The sequence below is a fragment of the Streptomyces huasconensis genome (assembly GCF_021028635.1).
Taxonomy (GTDB): domain Bacteria; phylum Actinomycetota; class Actinomycetes; order Streptomycetales; family Streptomycetaceae; genus Streptomyces; species Streptomyces huasconensis.
In genome coordinates this window covers 7,175,945-7,201,823 of sequence record NZ_CP086119.1, presented here as the reverse complement: position 1 = coordinate 7,201,823, position 25,879 = coordinate 7,175,945, and the positions used below count along the sequence as shown (strand labels likewise).

General features: G+C 72.5%; 20 protein-coding genes and 1 tRNA gene. 8 read left to right on the top strand and 13 right to left on the bottom strand.

All coding sequences use genetic code 11. The annotated features are described in order from the left end of the window. Positions 1-16: 16 nt before the first annotated feature. Positions 17-1,654 (top strand): glycoside hydrolase family 3 protein, encoded by a 1,638-nt coding sequence (locus tag J2N69_RS32150; protein WP_230903838.1) that lies wholly within the window; start codon positions 17-19, stop codon positions 1,652-1,654. A gap of 50 nt (positions 1,655-1,704) precedes the next feature. Here J2N69_RS32150 and J2N69_RS32145 read toward each other — a convergent pair whose 3' ends face one another. Further along, positions 1,705-3,999, bottom strand: a complete 2,295-nt coding sequence (locus J2N69_RS32145) for a collagenase (protein ID WP_230904966.1) — start codon at positions 3,997-3,999, stop codon at positions 1,705-1,707. 219 nt (positions 4,000-4,218) lie between these two features. Next, positions 4,219-5,358, bottom strand: a complete 1,140-nt coding sequence (locus tag J2N69_RS32140) for an MFS transporter (protein WP_230904965.1) — start codon at positions 5,356-5,358, stop codon at positions 4,219-4,221. 177 nt (positions 5,359-5,535) lie between these two features. Between J2N69_RS32140 and J2N69_RS32130 the strand changes: the two genes are divergently transcribed. The 7 genes from J2N69_RS32130 (at position 5,536) to J2N69_RS32100 (ending at position 12,478) form a co-directional block, all read left to right on the top strand. After that, positions 5,536-6,282 carry a helix-turn-helix transcriptional regulator gene (locus J2N69_RS32130; RefSeq protein WP_230903837.1) on the top strand — a complete coding sequence of 249 codons (747 nt, stop codon included), beginning with the start codon at positions 5,536-5,538 and terminating at the stop codon, positions 6,280-6,282. Between the two features lie 77 nt (positions 6,283-6,359). Then, the gene (locus J2N69_RS32125) at positions 6,360-7,595 is read left to right on the top strand and encodes an NAD(P)/FAD-dependent oxidoreductase (RefSeq protein WP_230903836.1); all 1,236 of its coding nucleotides are present in this window, start codon (positions 6,360-6,362) and stop codon (positions 7,593-7,595) included. Positions 7,596-7,693: 98 nt separating this feature from the next. Then, complete coding sequence (locus J2N69_RS32120; protein ID WP_230903835.1) at positions 7,694-8,020, top strand: (2Fe-2S)-binding protein; 327 nt, start codon at positions 7,694-7,696, stop codon at positions 8,018-8,020. After that, positions 8,001-9,662: an NAD(P)/FAD-dependent oxidoreductase gene (locus tag J2N69_RS32115; RefSeq protein WP_230903834.1), complete on the top strand. Its 1,662-nt coding sequence runs from the start codon at positions 8,001-8,003 to the stop codon at positions 9,660-9,662. The genes J2N69_RS32120 and J2N69_RS32115 overlap by 20 nt, the downstream gene beginning before the upstream one ends. 38 nt (positions 9,663-9,700) lie before the next feature. Beyond that, positions 9,701-10,630 carry a dihydrodipicolinate synthase family protein gene (locus J2N69_RS32110; protein ID WP_230903833.1) on the top strand — a complete coding sequence of 310 codons (930 nt, stop codon included), beginning with the start codon at positions 9,701-9,703 and terminating at the stop codon, positions 10,628-10,630. 28 nt (positions 10,631-10,658) lie between these two features. Beyond that, complete coding sequence (locus J2N69_RS32105) at positions 10,659-11,663, top strand: proline racemase family protein (protein ID WP_230903832.1); 1,005 nt, start codon at positions 10,659-10,661, stop codon at positions 11,661-11,663. Positions 11,664-11,797: 134 nt separating this feature from the next. Then, positions 11,798-12,478: a GntR family transcriptional regulator gene (locus tag J2N69_RS32100; protein WP_230903831.1), complete on the top strand. Its 681-nt coding sequence runs from the start codon at positions 11,798-11,800 to the stop codon at positions 12,476-12,478. Positions 12,479-12,596: 118 nt separating this feature from the next. Here the strand turns inward: J2N69_RS32100 and J2N69_RS32095 are convergent. The 11 genes from J2N69_RS32095 to J2N69_RS32045 all read right to left on the bottom strand — a co-directional run bounded on the left by J2N69_RS32095 (position 12,597) and on the right by J2N69_RS32045 (position 25,870). Further along, positions 12,597-12,681 (bottom strand) — tRNA-Leu (locus J2N69_RS32095). Positions 12,682-12,902: 221 nt separating this feature from the next. Next, complete coding sequence (locus tag J2N69_RS32090; protein ID WP_230903830.1) at positions 12,903-14,003, bottom strand: sugar phosphate isomerase/epimerase family protein; 1,101 nt, start codon at positions 14,001-14,003, stop codon at positions 12,903-12,905. 164 nt (positions 14,004-14,167) lie between these two features. Further along, entirely contained in the window at positions 14,168-15,577 is a 1,410-nt protein-coding gene (locus J2N69_RS32085; RefSeq protein WP_230903829.1) for an alkaline phosphatase family protein, read from the bottom strand. Beyond that, positions 15,574-16,743 (bottom strand): metabolite traffic protein EboE, encoded by a 1,170-nt coding sequence (eboE, locus tag J2N69_RS32080; protein ID WP_230903828.1) that lies wholly within the window; start codon positions 16,741-16,743, stop codon positions 15,574-15,576. The genes J2N69_RS32085 and eboE overlap by 4 nt, the downstream gene beginning before the upstream one ends. A 3-nt stretch (positions 16,744-16,746) precedes the next feature. Beyond that, positions 16,747-17,595, bottom strand: coding sequence for a TatD family hydrolase (locus tag J2N69_RS32075; protein WP_127913152.1), 849 nt, complete (start codon positions 17,593-17,595; stop codon positions 16,747-16,749). An 8-nt stretch (positions 17,596-17,603) separates the two neighbouring features. After that, entirely contained in the window at positions 17,604-18,287 is a 684-nt protein-coding gene (locus tag J2N69_RS32070; RefSeq protein WP_230903827.1) for an EboA domain-containing protein, read from the bottom strand. Next, entirely contained in the window at positions 18,284-19,360 is a 1,077-nt protein-coding gene (locus J2N69_RS32065) for a sugar phosphate isomerase/epimerase family protein (RefSeq protein ID WP_230903826.1), read from the bottom strand. Before J2N69_RS32065 ends, J2N69_RS32070 begins: the two co-directional genes overlap by 4 nt. Beyond that, on the bottom strand, positions 19,357-20,556 hold the full coding sequence (locus J2N69_RS32060; RefSeq protein WP_230903825.1) for an SCO3242 family prenyltransferase: 1,200 nt from the start codon (positions 20,554-20,556) through the stop codon (positions 19,357-19,359). Before J2N69_RS32060 ends, J2N69_RS32065 begins: the two co-directional genes overlap by 4 nt. After that, positions 20,553-21,737 carry an inositol-3-phosphate synthase gene (locus J2N69_RS32055; RefSeq protein WP_230904964.1) on the bottom strand — a complete coding sequence of 395 codons (1,185 nt, stop codon included), beginning with the start codon at positions 21,735-21,737 and terminating at the stop codon, positions 20,553-20,555. The genes J2N69_RS32060 and J2N69_RS32055 overlap by 4 nt, the downstream gene beginning before the upstream one ends. A 189-nt stretch (positions 21,738-21,926) precedes the next feature. Further along, complete coding sequence (locus J2N69_RS32050; RefSeq protein ID WP_230904963.1) at positions 21,927-23,366, bottom strand: ThuA domain-containing protein; 1,440 nt, start codon at positions 23,364-23,366, stop codon at positions 21,927-21,929. Positions 23,367-23,380: 14 nt separating this feature from the next. Further along, positions 23,381-25,870, bottom strand: coding sequence for a PQQ-dependent sugar dehydrogenase (locus tag J2N69_RS32045; protein ID WP_230903824.1), 2,490 nt, complete (start codon positions 25,868-25,870; stop codon positions 23,381-23,383). Between the last annotated feature and the right edge of the window lie 9 nt (positions 25,871-25,879).

The window sequence follows — 25,879 nt, the reverse complement described above, 5'->3', positions numbered from 1 at the left end:
CTTCGGAGGTCGCGCCATGGCACCGAGCGCATCGAGCAGTGACCCGACTCTGGAGCACCTGGCCCACTCCGTGCTGCAACCCGGCTTCGAGGGCACCAAGGCCCCCGACTGGGTGCGCCGGAGGGTCTCCGAGAGCCTGGGCTCCGTCGTGCTGTTCTCACGGAACATCGAGAGCATCGAGCAGGTCGCGCGGCTCACCGCCTCCCTGCGGGCGGAGAACCCCGACCTGATCGTGGCCATCGACGAGGAGGCGGGCGACGTGACCCGCCTGGAGGCGTGGACGGGCTCGTCCCGGCCCGGCAACCTCGCCCTCGGCGCGGTCGACGACATCGACCTGACCGAGCGCGTGGCGCACGACATCGGGCGCGACCTGCACGCCGCGGGCGTCTCGCTCAACTTCGCGCCCAGCGCCGACGTGAACTCCAACCCGCTCAACCCGGTGATCGGCGTACGCTCCTTCGGCTCCCGCACCGACCTCGTCTCCCGGCACACGGCCGCCTGGATTCGCGGCCTCCAGAGCGCCGGTGTCGCCGCCTGCGCCAAGCACTTCCCCGGCCACGGCGACACCGTCGTCGACTCGCACTACGGCCTGCCGCAGATCCAGGGCTCGGCCGAGGAGATCGCGCTCACCGCGCTGCCGCCGTTCATCGCGGCGACGGAGGCGGGTGTCCGCGCGGTGATGACCGCCCATCTGCTGGCCCCCGCCTACGACCCCGACCTGCCCGCGACCCTCAGCCCCCGCATCCTGGTGGACCTGCTGCGCGGGGAACTGGGCTTCGACGGGCTCCTGGTCACGGACGGCATCGAGATGGGCGCCGTCACCGACCGGTACGGCATCGACGGTGCGACCGTCAGGGCGGTCGCGGGCGGCGTCGACGCGGTGTGCGTGGGCGGCGAGAGCGCCGGTGAGGAGACGGTGGACCTGCTCGCCACGGCCCTGGTGAAGGCCGTCCTCGACGGCACGCTCCCCGAGGAACGCCTGGCGGAGGCGAGCGCCCGCGTGCGGGACTTCGCGGCCTGGTCGGGCGAGAGGTCCCGGGCCGTGACGGCCGCTGGGGGCGACTTCGGCGCCGAGCCGGGGGTGGACATCAGCCGGAGCATGGGTGCCGGACAGGCGGCGGGCACCGCCCGCAGCACCGGCACCGGCACCGGCCAGGTTAAGGACACCAGCCGGGTCACGGACATCGGTCTGGTCGCGGCCCGACGCGCGGTCCACGTGCGGCACGGCGTCGGCACGGCCGCGCTGCCCCTCGTCGGGTCGCCGCACGTCGTGGAACTGTCGCCGACGATGAACCTCGCGGTCGACGGCCGTACTCCCTGGGGCGTCGCCCAGCCCCTGCGGGACCTGCGCCCCGGCACCACGTCCGTCCGTCTCACGGAGCCGGAACTCGCCTACTCCACCGGCCTGTTGGAGCGCGAGGCGCTGGCCCCGGCGACGGGCCGCGCCCTGGTGGTCGTGGTCCGCGACGCGGCACGCCACCGCTGGATGACCGACACGTTGACGCGCCTCCTGCGCAGCCGCCCCGATGCCCTGGTCGTCGAGATGGGCGTCCCGTCGGGCGACGCGCTCGGCGCCGCGCATCTGATCACGCACGGCGCGACCCGCGTGTCGGGGATCGCGGCGGCCGAGCTGCTGGTGGGCGCCACCGGCTGACGTCTCCCGGCCGGGCGAGGACCCCGCCCGGTACCGGTACCGGGCGGCGCTCAGCCCCGGAGCGGGCCCTCGCAGCTGAAGTCCGCGCTGCCCGCGCTGCCGTCGGTCCAGACCTCCACCCCACCGAACGAGCAGTTCATGTCGGCCAGGTTGTTGTGCCCCGCCGCGGCCCTCTCCAGCAGGAAGTGGTCCACCGTCTCCGACATGTCCCGGAAGACGGCGTCGGGGTCGTCGGCCACGCTCAAGCGGGCCGTGATCCGGCCCGTGCAGGTGTAACGCGGGCGCTCCGGCGCGCCGTTCGAGCGGCACTGGGGCGTGACGCCGGTGGTGGTCCTGAAGGAGTCACGGACCTGAGTGGCGGTGGTGTCCCGCAGCCGGTCGACCGGTACGTACGTGGTGTCGGGCACGAACAGGTCGTCGACATGCGCGATCTGCTGGTCGAGGAAGGCGTCGTACGCGCTCTGCAGCCCGCGGTCCTTCCCGAGCCGGTCGCGCCAGGCGTCGAAGGCGGCGGGGTCGTCGGCGCGCAGGTGACGGTACATCTCCTGGATGAGCGCCGGGCGTTCGGCCCACAGGAACTCGAAGAGCGTGCCGGCGTAGTCGTAGAAGCGGAAGCCGTCCCCTTCGTACGTGGCGTGCAGGATCTGGTCGACGCTCATCCGCGGGCCGCCGTCGGCCGTGTCGTCGATGACGCCCCGCACCAGGGACTTGCGGACCTTGATGCCGTCGTCGCGGGTGGCGCCGTCGAAGAACTCGGCGGTGCCCTCGTCCATGGCGGTGGTGCGGTCGCCCTCGTACCAGGGGCCCTCGCCGAAGAAGCCGGGCACGGCCCAGCGGCCGTTGAGGTAGTGCGTGTACTCGTGGCGGAAGAGTTCCTCCAGCGACAGCGTCGAGTCCTGCGGGACGCGTCGCTGGTAGGTGTAGAAGGTCGCACCGCGCTCGATGTAGACGCCGCCGTTGTCCGTGCCCATCCCCGTGAGCAGCGGGTGGTAGTTCTCGTAGTCGGCGCGTGAGGAGTAAAGCACCGCTGTCAGCCCGGTGTTGGGGTCACCGGCGAGCGGTTCCTGGGTGCCGAGGACACGGTGGAACTGCGCCTTGACCTGCTTGCCCGCGTAGTAGAGCTGGTCGACGGTCTTCCGGTCGAGTGCGGTGCGGACCTTCATCCCGCCCTTGTCGTACGTGTAGGTGCTCGGGAAGAGGCGACGCTCGATGTCGGCCTTGCAGACCTGGTACGGCGCGCAGGCGTCGTACTCGTTCAGCCAGATGGCGACCTTGACCCAAGGAGCGCTGCCCTCACCGAAGTTGCGGGCCGTGACGGTCACGAGGCCGCCGAGTCCCGGGACGATCTCGTCGCGGAGCCCGGATATCTGGCCGAACCTGCCGTACTCGCTCAGCGCGTCGCGCACCACCCAGGCGTTGGCCGTGCCCTTCAGGTGAGTGTGCCCGGCGAAGGCCTTGAAGGCGGCGCGGTAGGAGGCGTCGGCCTTGACCGCCGCGTGGAAGGCGGTGTCCTTGTTGCCCGGGTGGACGCCGAGGTAGTTGAGGGAGAGGGCGGCGAGCGCGGAGCCGGCCCAGGTGGCGTCCTTGGCCGTCGCGGGGTGGTCGGCGTCCATCGTGGCCAGGACGCTTTTGACGAGCGGGAGTTGGTGCTGTCGCAGCCCTGGCGCGCCTGCGGCGTACAGCGACTCGCGCAGGGACTCGGCGTTGGTCCGGGTCACGTCGAACGTACGTGGCGCCTTGCCGAAGGCGTCGACGGCGCGGCGCATGGCGTCGACGGTCGGGCCGTCGGTGACGTCGATCTCGTCGTGCGAGAAGTCCTGGTAGGCGACGGCGTGGAGATACGTGAGCATCTCCAGGAGGTTGCTGCCGTTCTTGCCGTCATGGGCGGCGGCCAGCCGGGTGACGCGCGCGGAGACGGCCTGGACGTGGGCGTCCGACATCACGGGGGCGAGCCGCTTGTCCCAGGTCCAGACGAGCGTGCGCAGGCAGCCGTCGGCGGTGACGGCCGGGTCCCCGAGGAAGTCCGCGAACCGCTCGGGGGACAGACCGGTGACGCCGTCGAGGGTGCAGGGCACGGCGCGCGACGCTCCGGCCGCCTCTCGTGCCTTTGCCGCGGGCTTCGGCTTGGGGGTACGAGCGCCCGGGACGCGGCCCGCGGTGAGCCCGCCGGGGGCCGGGATCTCGTAGGCGCCCGGCTTGGGAGCGCGCGCCCTGCGGTCGACCACGTCCAAGGGGTTCGGCTCGGTGGTGCGGCGCTCGGCAGTGGGCGCGGGAGCGGGGACGGGGGTGGGCTCGGCGGCTTGTACGAGGGGGGTGGCCGTGAGGCAGAGACTCGCCGCTGACATGACGGCGAGCACGGATCTGCGCAGGGTTCGTGGGCGTGGCTGGGACACCGTGGGCTCCTGACGGGGAGGTGGGGGACTGAGGCGATGCTCAACTCATGACGTGGCACCGGCAGTTGGCGGCTGCCACCATGAACCATGTGATGCGTAACGTAATAATGTGAAATTGCACTGACAACCCCTCAGGAACGAGGAGTTGTTCCGCCAGGAACCAGGGGTTGTTCAGCCCGGGCCTGCTCCCCCCGGCTCGCGCAGGGCCCGCAGGAGGAGCCAGCCGACGGCGGGCAGGGCGATCAGCGGGGTGAGCGCGAGCCCCAGGGAGGTGGCGTCGGCGAGCGCGCCGACGAGTGGGCTCGCGAGACCTCCGATGCTGACCGTCAGGCCGAGCGTGACCCCGCTCGCGGTGCCGATCCGCCGGGGCAGGTAGTCCTGGCCGAGGGTGATGTGCAGGGAGAACGGCACGTAGAGGCCGGCCGAGGCGAGGACCACGAAGAGGAAGAGCGCGGGCCCCGGCACCAGCACGACCCCCGCCACCGCGAGGACCGTCAGCGCGTACGACCAGCGCACCACCGGCAGGCGGCCGTGGCGGGCGGCGAGCCTCCCGCCCGCGACCGTGCCGACGGCACCGCCGAGGTAGAGCACGAACAGCGCGGCGGTTCCGCCGACTTCACCGCCGCCGGTGCGCTGGCGCGCGTACAGCGAGACGAACGTACTCAAGCCGGTGAAGACGATCGAGCGGCAGACGATGGCACCGGACAGCCTGAGGAAGGAGGGCCAGTCGTCGGCGGGCGGCGGCTGGGCGGGCGCCGCGCTCTGCGGTGCGGCGGTCTCCGCGACCCGGATGCCGCGCAACGCGGCCACGCACAGGGCGGCGCCCGCGAGGGCGGGGACCACGAGGAGCGGCGAGGCGCCCAGGCCGCCCGTGGTGACGACGGCGGCGGTCAGCAGAGGGGCGGTCGCGAAGCCGAGGTTGCCGCCGAGGGAGAACCAGCTCATGGCGGTATGGCTGCCGCGGCTCGCCCGCCGCGCCACCCGCGCGGCCTCGGGGTGGTAGGCGGCGACGCCGATGCCGGACACGGCGACGGCGAGCAGGGTGAGGGCATAGTCCCCGCCGACCCCGGCGAGCGCGACGCCGGTCCCGCCCACCAGCGTGCTGACCGGCAGCAGCCATGGCATGGCCCACTTGTCGGTGAGCGCGCCGAACAGCGGCTGCACCACGGAGGACAACAGCGACGCGGCGAGCACGATGCCGGACGCGGCGGCGTAGGTGTAGGCACGTTCGGCGACAAAGAAGGGGACGAGCGCGGCGACGGCCCCTTGATAGACGTCGACACAGGCGTGGCCAAGGGCGAGGAGGAGGATGGGGCGGTTTGGGCGGTGGGGGTGGCTGGGGCGTCCGGGGGCCTGGGGGGTTGGTGGGGGCGGCGGCGGGCTCACCGGACGCCAAGGCTGACCCGCTGGAAGGAAAGGCTGGTTCGCTGGCACCGCCTCATCGTCGCCACCCTCCGCCATGGCGCGCTTCCGATAAAATGCCAACCTATGCCGGAGATCCGCCACACGCCCGAGGCACCCACCCGCATCCAGGAACTGGCCCCCGGCGAACGCATCGACGCGCACCGCCACGACGACCACCAGATCATCTACGCGGGTTCCGGCGTCGTGGCCGTCACCACCGACGCCGGCACCTGGTTCGCCCCCGGCACCCGCGCCATCTGGGTCCCCGCCGGCTGCGTCCACGCGCACCGCGCCCACGGCCACCTCGCCCTGCACCTCCTCGGCCTGCCCGCCGACACGAACCCGCTCGGCCTCGACGCCCCGACCGTCCTCGCCGTCAGCCCACTGCTGCGCGAACTGATCCTCGCCTGGACCCGCAGCCCGTACGAGGACACCCCCGAGCGCCGGCGCCTGCGCGCGGTGCTCCTCGACCAACTGCGCGCGTCGCCACAGCAACCCGTCCAGTTGCCCGCCCCCTCGGACCCACGCCTCGCCGCGGTCTGCGACCTGCTGCACGACGACCCCGCGGACGCGCGCGGCCTGGCCGAACTGGCCGCCACGGCCGGGGCGGGCGAACGCACCCTCAGCCGCCTCTTCCGCCGCGAGCTGGGCATGACCTTCCCGCAGTGGCGCACCCAGCTGCGCCTCTACCACGCGCTGCGCATGCTGGCCGACGGCACGCCGGTCACCTCGGTCGCGCACCGCTGCGGGTGGTCGTCCACCAGCGCCTTCATCGACGTGTTCCGCCGCGCCTTCGGCTACACGCCGGGAGCCCACCACCGCCGCGACTGACCTCGCCCCCGCAGGGTTCAACTCCCGCCTCTGTCTGCCCCCTTGGCAGCCCCAGTGCCATGTGAAATATTACTGACGTGCTCACGAGACATCCCTCCGGACGTCCGGAACACTCGGACGTGATCGTCGTGGGAGCAGGTGTGATCGGCGCGGCCTGCGCCTATTACGCCTCCCTTTCCGGCCTCCGAGTCACCGTCATCGACCGCGGACCCGTCGCGGGCGGCACGACGGGAGCGGGCGAGGGCAACCTCCTCGTATCCGACAAGGAGCCGGGTCCAGAACTCGAACTTGCCTTGCTATCGGCCCGGTTGTGGCGAGAGCTGGCGGCCGGTCCTCCCGCGCGCAACGAGGCACGCACCGTGTCACGCCTCGAGTCACGCCTCGAGTCCCGCTTCGAGTACGAGAGAAAAGGCGGCCTGGTGGTCGCCTCCACCGAGGCGGAAATGACCGCGCTGCGGAAGTTCGCGGCGGGCCAGAAACGGGCGGGCGTCGAGGCGATCGAGATCCCCGCCGACGGTCTCGCCACCCTCGAACCACACCTGGCCCCCGACCTCGCGGGCGGTTTCCACTACCCCCAGGACGCGCAGGTGCAGCCCGCTCTGGCGGCCGCCCACCTGCTCAAGGCGGCTGCCGACATGGGACACCTGACATTGCGCCTCGGCGAGGAGGTCACCGCGGTCCTCACCGGCCCCGGCGGCGAGGTGCGCGGCGTTCGGACCCCGAAGGGTGACGCGAAGGCTCCGCACGTAGTGAACGCCGCGGGCGCGTGGGGCGGCCAACTCGCCCGCCTGGCAGGGGTGGAACTGCCCGTACTCCCCCGTCGGGGCTTCGTCCTCGTGACCGAACCGCTGCCACGGGTGGTGCGGCACAAGGTGTACTCCGCCGACTACGTCGCCGACGTCACCAGCGGCTCTGCCGGGCTCCAGACCTCCGCCGTGGTGGAGGGCACCCCGGCGGGCCCGGTGCTCATCGGTGCGAGCCGGGAGCGGGTGGGCTTCGACCGCGCCCTCTCCTTGGAGGCCCTCCGGCGCCTCGCGGCACAGGCCACACGGCTCTTCCCCGCCCTTGCCGAAGTCCGGGCGATCCGCACGTACGCGGGGTTCCGCCCGTACCTCCCCGACCACCTCCCCGCGATCGGCCCCGACCCGCGCGCCCCCGGCCTGCTGCACGCGTGCGGTCACGAGGGCGCGGGCATCGGCCTCGCCCCGGCCACGGGCATGCTCATCGCCGCGATGCTGACGGGTGGCCAACCCCCTGTGTCCGTCGCACCGTTCGCACCCGAACGCTTCGCGGAAAGGGCGGCCACGGGGTGAGGCGTGCGTGCGGTCACGCTTCCACATCGCCCCCGCATCCCATACCCGCTCCGGCCGACGCACCTCACATCCGTACCCACACCCGAGAGGAGCCCCCCTTGACACGTGACGACCGCACGCCCGCGGGAGTCGTAGACGCCTCCCCCGAAACCGCCACCTTCACGATCACCTTCGACGGGCGCGAACTCCCGGTCCTGCCAGGGCAGTCCATCGCCGCCGCGCTCTGGTCCGCCGGGATACTCGCCTGGCGGAGCACCCGCGTCGGCGGCCGCCCGCGCGGGGCGTTCTGCGGGATCGGCCAGTGCTACGACTGTCTCGCCACCGTCAACGGCCGCCCGAACCGGCGGGCATGCCTGGTCACCGCCCGGCCCGGTGACGCGGTGACCACACAGGAGGGACACGGTCATGCCGGGCTCGATACCTGAGACGTACGACCTCGCGGTCCTGGGCGCGGGCCCCGCAGGCCTCGCCGGTGCCGTGACGGCGGCGGAACTCGGCCTCTCCGTCGTACTGTTGGACGCGTCGGACCGGCCGGGCGGCCAGTTCTACCGGCACCCCGCCCCCGCCATGGGCGCCACCCGCCCCGAGGCCCTCCACCACGACTGGGCCGCCTACACCGACCTGCGCGACCGCCTGGCGGCGAGCGACGTCGCCCAACGCCTCGGCCACCACGTCTGGACGGTGACGCGCGAGGCGACCGGGGACGGGTGGACCATCCACGCGCTCACCGGCGAGGAGGGCGGAGAAGACGACACGCGAGTGAACAGATACGGGGACGACCACGGCCAAGGCGACGGCCACGACCACGACCACGACCACGACCACGAGCATGGTCATGACTCCAGACCCGCACAACGGCCGGTGACCCTCCGGGCCCACACGCTCCTCCTCGCGACCGGCTCGTACGAACGCCACCTCCCCTTCCCCGGCTGGACCCTGCCGGGTGTCGTGAGCGCAGGCGGTGCCCAGGCCACGCTCAAGTCCGGCCTCGCCCTGCCCGGCAGGCGTGTCGTCGTCGCGGGCAGCGGACCGCTGCTGCTCGCCGTCGCCACCTCGCTCGCCACGGCCGGCGCCGCGGTCCCGGAGGTGGTCGAGGCGTCGGGCTACCTCGGCTACGCCCGCCACCCGACCGCGCTCGCCACCAACCCGCACAAACTCGCGGAAGCGGCACTCCACGGCACAACCCTGCTGCGCCACCGAACACGCCTGCGCACCCGCAGCGCGGTGACCGCGGCGCACGGCGCCGACCGGGTGGAGGCGGTGACGGTCTCCCGGCTGGACAGGAACTGGCGTCCGGTACCGGGCACGGGCCGCCGCGTCACCTGCGACGCGCTGGCCGTCGGACACGGCCTCATCCCACAGATCGACCTGGCGACGACGCTGGGCTGCGCCACCCGCCGCACCGCCGATGGCACCCACGCCCTCGCCGTGAGCCCGCTCCAGGAGACATCGCTCCGGGGCTTGTGGGCGGCGGGCGAGACGTCAGGCATCGGCGGAGCGCAATTGGCGCGCACCGAGGGCGAGTTGGCGGCGTATGCGATCGCCGCCCGCCTGACCGGTGAACGCCCGGCCCCCCTCCCCCGGCTGCGCGCCCTGCGCCGCCGCCTCGACCGGATGCGTGCCTTCGCCGAGACGATGGCCGCCGCGCACGCGCCAGGCCCCGGCTGGACCCGGTGGCTCACCGACGACACGGACGTATGCCGCTGCGAAGAGGTGACGGCGGGCCGCGTCCGCGAGGCCGTGGCCGACTACGGCGCCCGCGACGCCCGCACCGCCAAGCTCCTCACCCGGGCGGGCATGGGCTGGTGCCAGGGCCGCGTGTGCGGCACGGCCGTGACCTGCCTCGCCGCGTCGGCCACCACCGCCCCCGCGCCCGCACCCCCTGACCGCCGCCTGCTCGCCACCCCCGTCCCCCTCGGCACACTCGCCCGTCTCGCGACCACCGCGACGGAACCCGACGGACATCCCGACCACGCCACCCACCGGGTCGACCCCACCGACACCACCCACCCGGCACCGACTCCGGGCATCCCAGACAACCGCACCACGCCCCCACTCTCGCCCTGACCCCCGGCCCCTCTCCCCCCGACGGAAGGACAGCCGTCATGACCACCACCCCCTCCGCCCCGACTGCCCCGACCTGGACCCCCGAGCACCCCTGGCGTGGCATCATGGTCGCCACCGCGCTCCCCCTCCACGACGACCTCTCCATCGACTACGACGCCTACGCCGCACACGTCCGCCACCTCCTCGCGAACGGCTGCGACGGCGTCGTGCCCAACGGCTCCCTCGGCGAGTACCAGACCCTCACCGACGACGAACGCGCCCGCGTCGTCCGCACCGCCGTCGAAGCCGCGGGCGACGGAGCCCGCGTGATGCCCGGCGTCGCCGCGTACGGCAGCGCCGAGTCCCGCCGCTGGGCCGAACAGGCGGCACAGGCGGGCTGCGGCTCGGTACTGCTCCTGCCGCCGAACGCCTACCGCGCCGACGAACAGTCCGTACGCGCCCACTACGCCGAGGTCGCCAAGGCCGGCGTGCCCGTGGTCGCGTACAACAACCCCCACGACACGCGGGTCGACCTGACGCCCGAGCTGCTCGCCCGGCTGCACGGCGACGCCGTCATCGTGGCGGTGAAGGAGTTCAGCGGCGACGTGCGCAGGGCGTACGAGATCGCCGAACTCGCCCCGGACCTCGACCTGTTGATCGGCGCGGACGACGTCCTGGTCGAGCTGGCCGTCGCGGGCGCGGTGGGCTGGATCGCCGGATACCCGAACGCCTTCCCCGCCGCCTGCGCGGAGCTGTACCACGCCGCTTGCGCGCGGGACCTGGACACGGCGCTGCCGCTCTACCGCTCGCTGCACCCGCTCCTGCGCCAGGACTCCAAGACCGAATTCGTGCAGTCCATCAAACTCTCGATGGACCTCGTGGGCCGCCGCGGCGGCCCGACCCGGCCGCCGCGCGCCGCCCTGACCGGCGCCACGGAGGCGCTGGTGCGGGCGGCGACCGAGAAGGCGCTGGCGGCAGGCCACCGCTAGAGACCTCCCCACCCCGCAGAGGAGACACATGCGCACCCGACACGTCTTCCACGCCGTCGACTCGCACACCGAGGGCATGCCCACACGTGTGATCACCGGCGGCGTAAGGGTGATCCCCGGCGCCACCATGGCCGAGCGCCGACTCCACTTCATCGAACACCTGGACCATCTCCGTACGCTCCTGATGTACGAGCCGCGCGGGCACTCCGCGATGAGCGGCGCGATCCTCCAGCCGCCGACCAGGCCCGACGCCGACTACGGCGTCCTCTACATCGAGGTCTCCGGAGTGCTGCCCATGTGCGGGCACGGCACCATCGGCGTCGCCACCGTCCTCGTCGAGACGGGCATGGTGCCGGTCACCGAGCCCGTCACGACGGTCCGCCTGGACACCCCGGCGGGCCTGGTCTCCGTGGACGTGCGCGTGAGCGACGGCGCGGCGACATCGGTGACGCTCACCAACGTCCCCGCGTTCTGCGTCGCCTTGGACCGCGAGGTCGACGTACCGGGGCGCGGCACGGTCACGTACGACCTGGCCTTCGGCGGGAACTTCTACGCGTTCGTGCCCCTGGAGGCGCTGGGCCTGCCGTTCGACCGCGCCCGCAAGGACGACCTGCTCGCGGCGGCCCTCGCCATCATGGACGCGATCAACGCCTCGCCGGGCCGCCCGGTCCACCCCGAGCAGCCGGACATCGCCGGCGTCAAGCACGTCTACCTCGCGGCACCGGGCTCGGACGCGTACCGCTCCCGGCACGCGATGGCGATCCACCCCGGCTGGTTCGACCGCTCCCCGTGCGGGACGGGCACCTCCGCGCGGATGGCGCAGCTGCACGCCCGCGGCGAACTCCCCTTGAACCGCGACTTCGTCAACGAGTCCTTCATCGGTACGGAGTTCACCGGCCGACTGGTCGCGCGGACAGAGGTGGCGGGCCGGCCCGCGGTCGTCCCCCGGATCACCGGACGGGCCTGGATCACCGGCACAGCGCAGTACTTCCTGGACCTCGACGACCCGTTCCCGGCAGGCTTCACCCTCTGACCGTAGGCCCCAAGCCCCGAACCCCAAGCCCGAGCCCCAAGTAGCCCACTCCCCCCGCCCGCCCCCTCAACTGACAACGTGACATTGTACTTTGGTGCTCCGCGCGGGCGCGGGTACCACCGGAGGGGAGCGCCATGGGGCACCTGAAGCACAAGAACCTGATCACCACCACGGAGCGGTTGCGCGATCAGGTCGCCCACGCCCTGCGGGCCGCCCTGATCTCCGGCGAGCTGCGGCCCGGCGAGATCTACTCCGCGCCCGGCCTCGCCGAGGACTTCGGCATCTCGGCGACGCCGGTGCGCGAGGCGATGCTCGACCTGGCCCGGGAGGGCCTCGTCGAGCCGGTCCGCAACAAGGGCTTTCGCGTCACGGAGGTCAATGAGCGCGACCTCGACCAGTACACGGAGATCCGTGCCCTGATCGAGGTCCCCATGATCGGCCGCATCACCCGTACCGCCGCCCGCGAGGACCTGGAGGTGCTGCGCCCCATCGCCGAGGAGATCGTGCGCGCCGCCCGGGGCCACGACCTCATTGCCTACCTGGAGGCCGACCGCCGCTTCCACCTGTCGCTGCTCGCCCTGTCGGGCAACGACCGCCTGGTCGAGACAGTCGGCGACCTGCGCAAACGCTCCCGCCTCTACGGCCTGACGGCCCTGGACGAGAACGACCAGCTGACCCCGTCGGCCGAGGAGCACCTCGAACTCCTCGACCTGATGCTGTCGGGCGACGCGGAGGCGGCGGAACGGTGCATGGCACGGCACCTCGGCCACGTGCGGTCACTGTGGGCGGAGGGCGCGTCGGCGGCGTCCCGGTAGCCCCGCGCCCGCTCCGGAGGCGGGGGGGCTGGCGGCGCGGGCCCATCGCGTACACGAAAAATCCCCGCGGCCTCCAAGAGACCGCGGGGATCACGACGCGTAGCGCGTCACTACTTTGTGTCCGAGGGGGGACTTGAACCCCCACGCCCGATAAAGGGCACTAGCACCTCAAGCTAGCGCGTCTGCCATTCCGCCACCCGGACCAGGTGCTGCCGCCGTGCGGGGTGTTCCCCGCGGCGACATGGACAACAATACCAAGGTTTCGGAGTGCCTTTCACCTGCATATCTGCCCGCCGACCGGCGGATGCGCGGCGAGCCGCCCCGCCTCGCACCCGCTCTCACCAGGAGTGATGGATCGGTCACCGGAAGTTCCCGGCGGCAGCTCCCCGCCGCGCCCATGCCGTGTCAGGCGTCGATACAGGGGTCAGTCCCCGCAGCGCCCGGTACGCAGGGAGTGCAGGTGCTCGCTCGACTTGCGGGCGAAGGCGTAGGACTCGACCGGGTTGTCGTGCTCGGTCTGCCAGTGGTGATAGCGCCGTCCCTGGTGGGTGCGCGCGGTCACTTTCGAGAGGAACTTCTTGTAGTCGATGTCGCCGTCCCCGACGTCCGACATGCGGTAGCCGTCGCGGGCCGTCTCGTCCCGCACGCCGTCCTTGACGTGGAACAGCGGATAGCGATGGGGCTGCTTCAGTACGTAGTCGACCGGGTCGAAGGGGGCGGGCGTGCCGTCAGGGCGCTTGCCGAACCGGAACTGGGCGCAGTAGGCCCAGTAGATGTCCATTTCCAGGAACACGTGGTCGGGATCGGTCTCGGCGAGCAGTACGTCGTAGAGGCGGACGCCCGGCTTGTCGGTGGCGAAGGAGAACTCCTCCGCGTGGTTGTGCTGGTAGAACTTCATGCCGCGTTTGCGGGCCGCCTCACCGTACGTGTTGAAGTCGTCCGCCGCGCGCTTCCAGGCGTCGACGGTCGAGCCGTGGCGGAAGGGTGCCGAGGCGGTTCCGATGTGCTTGAGGCCGAGGGCCTCGGCGTCGTCGAGGACCTTGGTGAGGTTCTGCGCGAAGGTGTACGCGTTCGGGTTGTTGTTGTCGTAATAGCCGACGTGGGACCCGATGGGGTTCAGTCCGTGGTCATGGGCGAGTGCCTTCAGCTGGGCGAGGGTGATGGCGCCCGCCGAGCCCTGGCTGTATCCGGCGAACTCGATCTCGTCGTAGCCGTACTTCTCCAGCTCGGCGAAGACCGCGGCGAACCCGAGGGTGGAGACCTTGTCGCGGAGGCTGTAGAGCTGGATGCCGAGGCGCCCGGGGGGCAGGACGGGGCGGCCTCGGCCCTTCCCACCGGCCCCACCGGCCCCACCGGCTGCTCTGGCTCCTGCGACCCCTCCGGCCGCGGAGTGGTCGGCTGCCGCAGCCGGGGGCGCGGTGCCGAGGAGAGCCGCGGCGGTGGCTCCCGCGGCGACGCCGAGCATGCCGCGTCGGCTGAGTCTCTGGGCGAGTTCGGGGTCGGCCTGGGCCGGCTTGCGGGTCATGTGGTTCTCCTCGGCTGGATCAGGGTCGTGTCAGGGATCGGTTCGACGTGCGGTTCAGGGTTGGCTGGGGGTCGGACCCCGATGGCAGGGGCCGGGCCGTCTGGTTCAGTGGAGATCGAGAGAGCAAGGGAGATCGAGCAGTTGCGGGGCGGGGCGGGCCGAGTTCAGTGCAGGCCCGCGAGGCGCAGCAGGAGCGTTTTCACGTCGGTGGCCGCGACGCGGTCGGTGAGGGCCTGGGGGGTGGAGCACAGGATGAGCGGACCTTCGTCGTCGCTCGCGGGGAGGCGGCCGTGGCTGCCTCGAATAGGTGAGGGGTCCAGGGGCACGACGGCCATGCGGTAGCGCATGCCGAGCTTCTTGCGGGCCAGTGCGCCGGCGGCTCTGACGCGGACGTAGGGGTCGTCGGGGTCCATGAAGAGCTCGACGGGGTCGTAGCCGGGTTTGCGGTGGATCTCGACGAGCCGCGCGAAGTCGGGCGCGCGGTCGTCGTCGAGCCAGTAGTAGTACGTGAACCAGGCATCCGGTGCGGCGACGGCGACGAGTTCGCCCGAGCGCGGGTGATCCAGCTGGTGCGCCTTCTTGCCCGCGTCGTCGAGGAGTTGCTCGATGCCGGGGACGTCTTGGAGGGCGGCCTGGGTGGTGTCGAGGTCCTCCGGTCGGCGCACGTACACGTGGGCGATCTGGTGGTCGGCGACGGCGAAGGCGCGCGAGGCCATCGGGTCGAGGTACTCCATGCCGTCCTGCGTGTGCACTTCGAGCAGGCCCGCGCGGCGCAGCACGCGGTTGATGTCGACGGGCCGGCGCACGCGGGTGATGCCGTACTCGGAGAGCGCGACGACGGTGCGGCCCTCGGCTCGGGCGTCGTCGAGGAGCGGGGCGAGGGTCGCGTCCAGGTCGGCGGCGGCGCGGTGGGAGCGCGGGTCGTCGGGGCCGAAGCGCTGGAGGTCGTAGTCGAGGTGAGGGAGGTAGCACAGGGCGAGGTCGGGACGGCGGGTGTCGATGATGTGCCGGGTGGCGTCCACGATCCAGCGGCTGGAGCGGATGTCGGCGCCCGGGCCCCAGAAGTGGAAGAGGGGGAAGGTGCCGAGTCTTTCGGTGAGTTCGTCGTGCAGGTCCGGGGGGCGGGTATAGCAGTCCGGTTCCTTACGGCCGTCGGAGTAGTAGACGGGGCGGGGGGTGACGGTGTAGTCGGTGTCGGCGCCCATGGCGTACCACCAGCAGATGTTGGCGACGGTGTATCCGGGGTGCGCGCGGCGGGCGGCGTCCCAGAGCTTGTCGCCGGCGACGAGGCCGTTGTGCTGGCGCCACAGGAGTACGTCGCCGAGTTCGCGGAAGTACCAGCCGTTGCCGACGATGCCGTGCTCGGCGGGGGTGGTGCCGGTGAAGAAGGTGGACTGGGCGGCGCAGGTCACGGCGGGTAGCACGGTGCCGAGCGGGGCCCGGGATCCGGACTGGCCGAGGGCCTTGAGGCGGGGCATGTGGTCGAGGAGGCGGGGGGTGAGTCCGACGACGTCCAGGACGAGGAGAGGGGTGGGGTCGTGGTGCGGGTCGCTCGGGGTCCGGGTCCGGCTCATGGGAGTTCCTTCAGGCCGAGGTCCGTCAGGAGGTCGCGGGCGAGGGCGAGTTCCGCGGCGATGCCCTCGGCGAGCTGGGAGCGGCCGCGGGGGCGCAGCGCGGGGGGCAGTGCCTGCCAGGTGTAGGTCTCGACCTCCAGATGACGGGTGAGGGGGGTGGTGCCGCCGACGAGTCGGGTCAGGGTGTCCTGGAGCACGGGGAGGGTGGAGGTGAGCGGCGCGGCGGGCTCCGCGTGGAGGGGCACGTGGAAGTGGGCGCGCCAGGGGGACGTGTCGGGCAGGGCGTCGCCGGTGAGGGCTTCGCCGAGGTCGTCGGCGGCGCGCAGTCCACTGCTGGTCAGGGCGCGGGTCTGGTGGAGGAAGCGGGGCTCGTCGAAGGCGGCGAGGGCCTCGCGTACATCGGGAAGATGGGGGTGTTCGGCGTGCAGAGCGGCGGACAGCTGGGATTTGACGACGGGGATGCCCGCTTCGGTGAGGGCGTCGAAGGCGGTTTGGGGGTCCTCGAAGGAGGTGGCGAGATGGCAGGTGTCGACGCAGATGCCGATCCGGTCGTGGTCGACCGCGGTGAGAGGGGCGATGGCATCGGCGGTGGTCTCGACGGTGCAGCCCGGTTCCGGTTCCAGGCCGACACGGATGGAGCGGCCGGTCAGCTCGTCGAGGGCGTCCAGCCGCTGGGCGAGCGTGGTGAGAGCGGTGCGGGCGGTCTCGGCGCGGACGGTGTCGAAGGGGGTGCGCCAGGCCAGGGGCAGGGTGGAGATCGTGCCTTCGGTGACGTCGTCGGGGAGCAGGGCGGCGAGCAGCCGGGCGAGGTCGGTGGTGTGGGAGAGACGCTCCGGGTCGGTCCAGTCCGGCTTGTACACGCGGTACTTGACCTCTTCGGCGCCGAAGCCCTCATAGGGGAAGCCGTTGAGCGTGACGACTTCGAGGCCGCGCCGGTCGAGTTCGGTGCGCAGGCCGCGCAGGGCCGCCGGGTCGGTGACGAGGGCGCGGGCGGCGTCCTTGGCGAGCCAGAGGCCGATGCCGATGCGGTCCCTGCCGAGCCTTTTGCGTACGGGTTCGCAGTGGTCGCGGAGCTGGGCGAGGACGCCTTCGAGGGTTTCGGCGGGGTGGACGTTCGTGCAGTAGGCGAGGTGGACGGTGGAGCCGTCGGGGTGTCTGAAGCGCATGGCTCACGCCCCGCCGCGCAGGATGGAGTTGCCCTCGTGGGTGGCGTCCGTGCCGGTGACGTCCAGGGCGAGGCGGCCGCTGAGCCCGTAGAAGGCGACCGGGTTGCGCCACAGGACCAGGTCGACGTCGTCCTCGTCGTACCCGGTCGCGAGCATGGCGTCGGCGACCTTGCGGGTCTTGAGCGGATCGCTGTTGCCCCAGTCCGCCGCGGAGTTGACCAGGACCCGTTCGGGGCCGAATTCCCGCAGGATCTCGACCATCCTCGCCTCGTCCATCTTGGTGTCGGGATAGACGGAGAACCCGAGCCAGCAGCCGCTGTCCTTGGCTTCCTTGACGGTGGTCTCGTTGAGGTGGTCGATCAGTACGCGGTCCAGGGGCAGCGCGGACTCACGGACGACGTCGATCGTGCGGCGCAGGCCGGCGAGTTTGTCGCGGTGCGGGGTGTGCACGAGGGCGGGCAGTTCGTGGTCGGCGGCCAGTTGGAGCTGGGTGGTGAGTGCGGTGTCCTCGGCGGGCGTCATGGAGTCGTAGCCGATCTCGCCGACGGCGACGACGTTGTCCTTGACGAGGTAGCGGGGCAGTTCGTCGAGGACGGGCGTGCAGCGGGGGTCGTTCGCCTCCTTCGGATTGAGGGCGAGCGTGCAGTGGTGGGCGATGCCGTACTGGGCGGCACGGAAGGGTTCCCACCCGAGGAGGGAGTCGAAGTAGTCGTAGAAGGAGGCGGGCGCGGTGCGCGGCTGGCCGAGCCAGAAGGCCGGCTCCACGACCGCGCGGACGCCCGCCGCGTACATCGCCTGGTAGTCGTCGGTGGTGCGGGAGGTCATGTGGATGTGGGGATCGAAGATGCGCATCGGGACTCCTACTCCTCGCCGGTCGAAGGGGCCACGGGGCCTGCGGGAGCCGTGGGAGGCGAGACCGCCCCCGGGGCGGTCAGGGCCAGGACGCGGTGCAGGTCACCGGGGACGGGGCGGCCCGCGGCCGTGCGTTCGCTCGCGAAGTCGCCGAGCATGCGGGCGAGTTCCCCGTCGTCTCGGGCACGCCTCGGGAGGTCGGCGACGGCGTCCACGGGCACGCCGGTGAACAGGCACTTGAGGACGGCGTGGCGCCAGTCGTGCGGTGCCAGGTGCGCGGCGGCGTACGGCCCGACGGCCGCGGCGACGAGCCGGGTGTCGTTGGTGCGCAGGGCGTCCTGGACCAGCGGCAGGGCTTCGGGCCCCGGCACCAGGTGCGGCAGGGCGTGCAGGACGGCGCGGCGTTCGGGGGCGGTGCCCTGGGCGTACACCCGGGCGAGGGTGGCCGGGTCCGGGGACGCCGCGTGGAGCAGCAGGACACGGGCGGCGTCGGCGTGCTCGGGCCCGCAGCGCCGCCCCGCCTCGGCGATCCGCAGCTCCCACGTGGGGAGGGGACCTCGTGCCGGCGGCTCGGACCGCGCGGCGTGGGCCGCGGCCTCGGCGGTGGCCTGGTCGAGCCAGGCGCGGGCGGCTCCGCCGAGCTCGGCTTCGAGACGGGTACGGAGGGCGGCGATTCCGGCGGTGTCGGTCACGGGGTTCCTCCCTCGGCGGCGACGGCAGTGGGGGGCAGGGGATGGGTCGCGGCGGGCGGAGGTGCCGCCGCCTGCTTCGCGGCTGTCGCGGCAGCTCGGCGAAGGAAGTCGAGGGAGTCCGCGGCGAGCCGGGGGCCTGCGTGGGAGTGGCGGGGCAGTTCGACGACGGTGAGCCCCTGGTAGCCGCTGGCGCCCAGCGCCGCGAGCACGGGCGGGAAGTCGATCTCCCCGTCCCCGAAGGGCAGGTGTTCATGGACGCCGCGCCGCATGTCCTCGATCTGGACGTGCCGCAGCCAGGGGGCGACGGCGCGGACGCAGTCGGCGGGCGGGAGCGGTTCGAGGCACTGGCAGTGGCCGATGTCGAGGGTCAGGCCGAGCACTTCCGGCGCGGGGTCGCCCAGTTCCTGGCGGAGGTGGTGGAAGTCGGTGATCGAGGAGAGGAGGTGGCCGGGTTCGGGTTCGACGGCGAGCGGGACACCGGCGTCGGACGCGGTGTCGAGAACAGGGCCGAGCGCGTCGGCGAACCGCTTCCACGCGACGTCGTCAGGGGTGTCGTCCGGGCGGATACCGCTGAAGCAGTGCACGGCGTGGGCGCCCAGGTCGGCGGCGACGTGCACGGCGCGGACCAGGAGACGAACGCGGTCGGCCCGGCGTCGCGGGTCGGGATCGAGGAGGGAGGGGCCATGTTTGTGGCGCGGGTCGAGGACGTAGCGGGCGCCCGTCTCGATGGTGACGGTCAGGCCGAGGCGGTCGAGCGTGCGGGCCACCTGGCGCGTGCGGGAGGCGAGATCCGGGGCGAGGGGGTCGAGGTGCATGTGGTCGAGGGTCAGGCCGACGCCGGCATAGCCGAGGTCGGCGAGGAGATTGAGGGCATCGTCGAGACGGAGGTCGGTGAGGCCGTTGGTGCCGTAGCCGAAGCGGAGGGGGGCGGCCGGGGGGCCGGTCGGGTCGTCGGCTGGGAGGCGGCCGGGTGGGCCGTCGGCCGGGGGGCTCCCGGGTGGGCTGTCGGTCGCGTTCTCCTCGGGTGGGCCCGGGGGCGGGTGCGGGTGGTCCCTGGGGGTGGTGCCGCTCATGTGACGCTCACCTTCCGTGCGAACTTCCGGGCGGCCGGGGCGAGGGCGGCGGTGAACAGGGCGGTGCCCATGGCGCCCGCCCGGGCGGCGAGAGCGGCCTGGAGCGGGATCATGGCGCGGATTCCGCCGCCGACGGCTCGTTGGGTGAGGGGAGGCGAAGGGTTGAGGACGGCGTGGAAGAGGGGCTTGGCCGCGGTTCCGACGTAGGCGAGAGCGAGGGCGGCTCGCAGGGCTTGGCGGGGGGCGTGGGAGGGGGTGCGCGTTCCGGGGGCGGCATCGATGCTGGTCCGTGCGTCGGCACTGATCCCGGCACGGGTCCCGGCGCTGGTCCCGGCACGGGCCTCATCGGCGACCCCGGCGCCCCCACCGGTTGGGCGGCTGCCGCTGCCCGGCCACCCGCCGACGATCCGCCCCAGGGCCGTCGTCACCGCCAGCGCGGCCAAGGGGGCCGCCGAGGAGCCGCCCTCGGCTTCACGACGGGAGACCACCGTGACGGCCAGGGTGTGGGCGGCGAGGGCACCGGCGGAGGGCAGGGCGTGCCGGGCGCGCGCACTGTCGCCCGGGCCCGCCGTGGCGGTCGCGCCGAGGAGCAGGTCGAGACCTCGTGCGGCGGCCATGGCCGCGGGTCCCGCGGGGGTGTGCTTCAGGCCCAGGTCGTAAGCCCACACGGTGCCGGCCAGGGTGCCCGCCACCGCCAGGGCGGGGCGACCGGCGCGGGAGGCGAGGGCCAGGCCCGTCGCGGTGAGGGCGGCGGCCGCCGCGAGGGCAGCGGGCGGGGGGATGCGGCCTGACGGCAGGGGCCGCTCGGGGCGTTCGACGGCGTCGTCGACTCGGTCCGCCCAGTCGTTGAGGGCCATGCCCGCTTCGTACAGGCAGAGAGAGGAGGTGAGAGCGAGGAGAGTGCGGCGGTTGGGGCGCACGCCGGCCGCGGCGGCCCCGGCGAGCGCGTCGCCGGGGACGGTGAACAACGCGGGGAGTCGCAGCAGTTCCGCCCAGTCCCGCGCGGTGGAGCGCGCGACGGAACCGACTACCGCGTCCGCAGCCGCCCCCGCGGCCGACTCGTGCCCCGCCCTCGCCTCCGCCCTCGCCTCCGTCCTTGCCTCCCCCCTCGTCCCCGCTCTTGCCTCCGTCCTCGCCTCCACCCTTGCCTCCGTCCTCGCCCCCGCCCTCGTCCCCGGCCCCCCGGCCCGGCTCATCGGTCGGCCCGCAGGCGGTCGGTGAGGGCGAGCAGGGCCGCGTACTGCTCGCCGAGCGCGGCGGTCGCGCCGGGGTCCGGGTCCTTGAAATAGAAGGCGAGTTCTGGCAGGGGGCCCGCGAGGCCTTGCTCGTGGGCCCGGGAGGTCAGGCGTGCCAGGTCGAGGATCAGGGGCGCCGCGAGAGAGGAGTCGCAGCCCTGCCAGGTGGTCTGGAGGACCATGCGGGTGCCGAGGAAACCGTCGAACGCGATGTGGTCCCAGGCGGTCTTCCAGTCGCCGAGGGAAGGGACGTCGTCGATGTGGACCTCTCCCTCGGGGACGGTGCCGAGGGTTTCGGCGAGGACGCGTTCCTTGCCGGCGTTCTTGGCCGCCGCGGCGGCGGGGTCGGCGAGGGCCGCGCCGTCGCCGCCGCCCAGCAGGTTCGTGCCGGACCAGGCGCGGACGGCAAGCGCCCGCTGCGCGAACATCGGGCCCAGCACGGAACGCAGGAGGGTCTGCCCGGTCTTGCCGTCGCGGCCCGCGTAGGGCAGCCCGGAGGCGCGCGCGGCTTCGGCGAGGCGGGGGTGGTGCAGGCCTGTGGAGGGGGTGAAGTTCACGTAGGGGCAGCCGGCCCGCAGCGCCGCCGCGGCGTAGAGCGAGCTGGCGGGCAACCGCGCCCCGCCCCCGGCAGCCACCTCACGCGAAGCCTCACCTCCCCGCCCCTCACCGCCGCCTTGACCCCCGCCCCCGCGCCGGTGCCCGCCCCCACTCCCGTCCCCGCCCTCGACGACCGGTTCCGTGGAGGCGACGTTGATGACGATCGCGCGGGCCAGTTCCCGGCGGCGTATGAAGTCGCGCAGGTCGGCGGCGAAGGCGTCGATCAGTTCCTCATCGGTGCGGGAGTCGCCCGGCAGGGGGCCACGGGGACGTATCTCGGCGTTTGCGGCGGCGAGTTCGGTACGCACGGCCGAGGGGAGGCCGTACGGCAGTACGCCGCCGGCGGCGAGTTCCTCGGCCCGCTTGGGCAGGGGGCAGTTCGCGGTGTCGTGGCCGCCGAAGACGAGCGACGACAGCGGGGGCAGGCCGCAGTCCGTGAAGGGCGGCGTCTCGGTCACCATGCCGATCGGCGGGTGCAGGCCGGCTGCCACGGCGGCACACCCCGCGACGGCCGTGGTCGCGACCGACCCCCGTGCGCCGATCAGCCAGACCCCGACGGACGCAGCGACGGACGGAGGAGCGGCAGGCTCGACACGCTGAACGGCGGACTCGGGGGACTCGGACACGGCTGCCTCCTGCAAGACTCAAGAGCTCACGCGCTCACGAGCTCACGAAACGTGGCTGTGCGGTGCGAGACGGCGGGCGGAGGTCCGGCGTCCTCCGCCCGCCGCCGTCTAGTGACCGGCGCCCGGTCGTGCCGCGGGCAGGTCCTTCACCCGGATGTTCCGGAAGGAGACCTCGTCGGCGTCGCCGTGGTTCTGGATGCCGATGTGCCCTTGGCGCAGGCTCCGCGCCGGATCGGTGTTGGTGAAGTCGTTGATCTTCACGCCGTTGAGGTAGACGCGCAGACGCTCACCCTCGACGCGAATCTCGTAGGTGTTCCACTCCCCCGGCGACCCCGGAGAACCCGGTGAATCCGGTGAATCCGGCGAACCCGGCGGGTTCAGCGCCCTGTCCCGCTTCTTCAGGTCGGCGGACTTGAAGCCGTAGACAGAACCCGTGGTCCTCTCGGGGACGTCCGTGGCGTCGATCTGGATCTCGTAGCCGTTGTTCACGGCCGACCAGGGGTCGTCGGATGCCGGGAAGCCGACGAAGATCCCCGAGTTGTCGTCGCCGCGCATCCGCCAGTCGAGCTTGAGCGAGTACGTGCCGAGTTGGCGACGCTCGTACCAGAGCATGCCCATGCCGCCGACGGTGGTGAGCGTCCCGTGGTTCTCGTCCAGGGCGAAGGAGCCCGGGCCGGCCTGTTTCCAGCCCGACAGGGACGCCGCCGTGCCGTCGAAGACCGACGTGTAGCCCTTCTCCGGGCGGCAGTCGGCCTGGACGGCGCCGACCGCCCAGCGAAGTCCGCCGAGGAGGTGCCGGCGGAAGGCCGGTTCGGCGTACGACTCCTTGGTGTGGCCACCGCCCGTGTAGAAGGAGCGGCCGCCCTGGTAGTCGCTCTGGCACCAGGCGATGGGATGGTCGCCCGACATCGTGCCGCCCGCGTACGACGACTCGTCGAGCGAGGCGAGGACCCGCGCCCGCGCACGCGGGTTGGAGCGGTAGTTGTACCACTCGTCGGTGCGCTCCCAGGCCCCGGTGCCCAGGTGGGACGTGGCCGGGTGCGCGTGGTCCTCCGCGTGGACCTTCGCCCGCTGGATCGCGGGGTGCGACTGGAAGTACGCCCCGGCGAGACCTGCGTAGAAGGGCCAGTCGTACTCGGTGTCGGCGGCGGCGTGCACCCCGACGTAGGCGCCGCCGCCGCGGATGTAACCCTCGAAGGCCCGCTGCTGGGCGGTGTCGAGGACGTCCCCGGTGGTCGAGAGCCAGACGACGGCGTCGTACCGGCGCAGGTTCTCGGCCGTGAAGGCGGCCGCGTCCTCGGTGGCGTCGACGGCGAAACCGCCCTCGGCGCCGAGTTCCCTGACGGCCGCCACCCCGGCGGGGATCGAATCGTGCCGGAAGCCGGCCGTCTTGGAGAACACCAGGACGCGTTCGCCCCCCTTACCCGCCGCTCCCGCCCCCGGGCTCGGGCCCGGCTCGGAGGCCGCCGGGCCCGACACGGACCCGATGAGCAGGGCGGCCGCCGCCGTCACGGTGAGCAGCCGTGCTCGTCCGTGCCTCGCACGCATGGTGCTCACCGCGCTCACCTCTTCCCACCGGTCGTCGCCCTGGTCGTGAACGTGAAGTCGTCCACGTCGTAGAGCGCGCCGCTGCCCGTGCCCTTGAAGACCAGGTAGAGCGTCGTGGTCCTCGTCGGCGCCTTGGTGATGGCCGTGCTGACGTCCTTGTACGTCTCCCACGAACCGGTCGGCTCAACCTTCGCGCTGCCGAGCAGCCTGCCGCGCACCGACCCGCTGCGGATCTCCAGGGTGCCGCCGCTCCCGGCCGAGGCGACCCGCGCGGTCAGCTTGGTCGCGTTGCCGAGGATGTACGGCTTGAAGGAGATCCAGTCGCCGTGGTGGATGTCTCCGACGGTCTTTCCGCCGTGCGCCGGGGTGTGGTTGACGACGGAGACGCCCTTGGCGTCGCCGTAGTGCTCGGCCTGGCGGTGCTTGGGCTGGACGACGTTCTGGTCGTGGGTGGTCAGCGCGGGCTGGCCGTTCGCGCCCTTGTCGGTGTACTCGGCGTCGAAGACCCCGAAGATGTTGGCGTTGGGGTCGTGCTCGCCGTCCGCCGAGGTCTGGATGGTGCCGGAGCAGCCGTTGGCCGAGGTGACCGGGTGGCCGTGGCTGTCGTGGCCGAGGATGTGGGTGACCTTGACCTTGGCGCAGTCGATGGGCCCGTCTTCCGGGTCCGTCACCTTCACCTTGAAGGGCACCTTGTCGCCGAAGGTGAACAGCTGGCCGTCGCCGGGGAGTTGCAGAGTGACCTTGGGCGCGGTGTTGCCGACGGTGATGTGCGCGCTGGCCGAGCCGGTGCGGCCGGTGGAGTCCTTGACGGTCACGGTGGCGGTGTAGACGCCGTTCTTCTTGTACGTGTACGTGGGGTTCTGCTGGGTGGACTTGCCGCCGTCGCCGAAGTCCCAGGCGTAGGTGAGCGTGCCGCCGTCGGCGTCCGTGGCCTTCGCGGTGAACTTGGTCCGCAACGGCGCCTGGCCGCTGGTCACCGACGCGCTCGCCTCGACGACCGGCGAGTGCCCTGTGGTGGCGTTCTCGATGCGGAAGAGGCCGGAGTTCTCGTCGCCGCCGAACCAGGCGGTTCCGTAGTCCAGGACGTAGAGCGCGCCGTCGGGGCCGAACTCCATGTCCATGACCTGGGTGCCCGTCCAGGGGAACGGGTTGATCTTCGAGACGGCGCCGTCCGTGCCCTGTTCGATGCGCTTGATCCAGCGCCTGCCGAACTCACCGGCGAAGAAGTCGCCGTCGTACGCCTCGGGGAACTTCACCGGCGAGGAGTTCTGCGCGTCGTAGCGGTAGACGGGCCCGGCCATCGGGGACTCGGAGCCGGAGCCGAACTCGGGGACCGAACCGCCGTCGTAGGGAATCCAGGCTTCCTGGGCGGGCGACAGTTCGGTGAGGCCGGTGTTGTACGGCGAGTCGTTCTTCGGCTTGGCGCAGTCGAAGGCCGCGCCCGAGGTGCCGGTGGCGAAGTCGTAGTCGACGTAGGCGTCGTTCTTGCCGGTGCAGAACGGCCAGCCGAAGTTGCCGGGCTTGGTCACGCGGGCGAACTCGACCTGCCCCGCGGGGCCGCGTTTGGGGTCGGCCGCGCCCGCGTCGGGCCCATAGTCACCGACGTAGACGATGCCGGTCGGCTTGTCGACGCTCATCCGGAAGGGGTTGCGGAACCCCATGGCGTAGATCTCGGGGCGGGTCTTCTCGGTGCCCTTGGGGAAGAGGTTGCCGTCCGGGACCGTGTAGGAGCCGTCGTCGGCGACCTTGATGCGCAGGATCTTGCCGCGCAGGTCGTTGGTGTTGCCGGCGCCGCGCCGGGCGTCGTAGGCGGGGTTGCGGCCCGGGCGCTCGTCGATGGGGGTGAAGCCGTCCGAGGCGAAGGGGTTGGAGTCGTCGCCGGTCGAGAGGTAGAGGTTGCCGTCCTTGTCGAAGTCGATGTCGCCGCCGACGTGGCAGCAGACGCCGCGGGTGGCGGGGACGTCGAGGACCTTCTTCTCGCTGGCGGTGTCCAGGGTGCCGTCGGCCTTCAGGACGAAGCGGGAGAGGCGGTTGACGCCGTCGAACTTCTTGAAGTCCTCGGCCGTGCCGTTCTCCGGGGCGTCACCGGCCGGGGTGTCGAGCGGGGGCGCGTAGTAGAGGAAGATCGCGCGGTTCTCGCTGAACCGCGGGTCGATGGCGACGCCTTGGAGGCCTTCCTCGTCGTGCGTGTAGACCGGTATCTTCCCCGCGATCTTGGTGTTGCCCGCCGCGTCGGTCAGGCGCAGCGTGCCGTCGCGGGAGGTGTGCAGGACCGAGCGGTCGGGGAGGACGGAGAGCGTCATGGGCTCGCCGACCTCCGGCTCGCCCTTGGCGAGGGTGACCTGCTGGAAGTCCGCGGCGGTGGGCGCGGGCGACGACGCGGGCGGGTCGGCGGGGGCGGCCCCCGCCGTCGGCGCGGCGAGGGTCAGCGAGGCACCGGTGAGCAGCGCGCCGGTGAGCAGGGCGAGGGCCTGGTGGCGAAGTCTTGGGCGTTTCCTGTGCACGGGGTTCCT

What these genes read in the sequence shown, in the direction of transcription:
- J2N69_RS32150 (WP_230903838.1), top strand. Translation starts at nt 17, where the DNA reads ATGGCACCGAGCGCATCGAGCAGTGACCCGACTCTGGAGCACCTGGCC.
- J2N69_RS32145 (WP_230904966.1), bottom strand. Translation starts at nt 3,999, where the DNA reads ATGTCAGCGGCGAGTCTCTGCCTCACGGCCACCCCCCTCGTACAAGCC.
- J2N69_RS32130 (WP_230903837.1), top strand. Translation starts at nt 5,536, where the DNA reads ATGCCGGAGATCCGCCACACGCCCGAGGCACCCACCCGCATCCAGGAA.
- J2N69_RS32115 (WP_230903834.1), top strand. Translation starts at nt 8,001, where the DNA reads ATGCCGGGCTCGATACCTGAGACGTACGACCTCGCGGTCCTGGGCGCG.
- J2N69_RS32110 (WP_230903833.1), top strand. Translation starts at nt 9,701, where the DNA reads ATGACCACCACCCCCTCCGCCCCGACTGCCCCGACCTGGACCCCCGAG.
- J2N69_RS32105 (WP_230903832.1), top strand. Translation starts at nt 10,659, where the DNA reads ATGCGCACCCGACACGTCTTCCACGCCGTCGACTCGCACACCGAGGGC.
- J2N69_RS32100 (WP_230903831.1), top strand. Translation starts at nt 11,798, where the DNA reads ATGGGGCACCTGAAGCACAAGAACCTGATCACCACCACGGAGCGGTTG.
- J2N69_RS32090 (WP_230903830.1), bottom strand. Translation starts at nt 14,003, where the DNA reads ATGACCCGCAAGCCGGCCCAGGCCGACCCCGAACTCGCCCAGAGACTC.
- J2N69_RS32085 (WP_230903829.1), bottom strand. Translation starts at nt 15,577, where the DNA reads ATGAGCCGGACCCGGACCCCGAGCGACCCGCACCACGACCCCACCCCT.
- eboE (WP_230903828.1), bottom strand. Translation starts at nt 16,743, where the DNA reads ATGCGCTTCAGACACCCCGACGGCTCCACCGTCCACCTCGCCTACTGC.
- J2N69_RS32075 (WP_127913152.1), bottom strand. Translation starts at nt 17,595, where the DNA reads ATGCGCATCTTCGATCCCCACATCCACATGACCTCCCGCACCACCGAC.
- J2N69_RS32065 (WP_230903826.1), bottom strand. Translation starts at nt 19,360, where the DNA reads ATGAGCGGCACCACCCCCAGGGACCACCCGCACCCGCCCCCGGGCCCA.
- J2N69_RS32060 (WP_230903825.1), bottom strand. Translation starts at nt 20,556, where the DNA reads ATGAGCCGGGCCGGGGGGCCGGGGACGAGGGCGGGGGCGAGGACGGAG.
- J2N69_RS32050 (WP_230904963.1), bottom strand. Translation starts at nt 23,366, where the DNA reads ATGCGTGCGAGGCACGGACGAGCACGGCTGCTCACCGTGACGGCGGCG.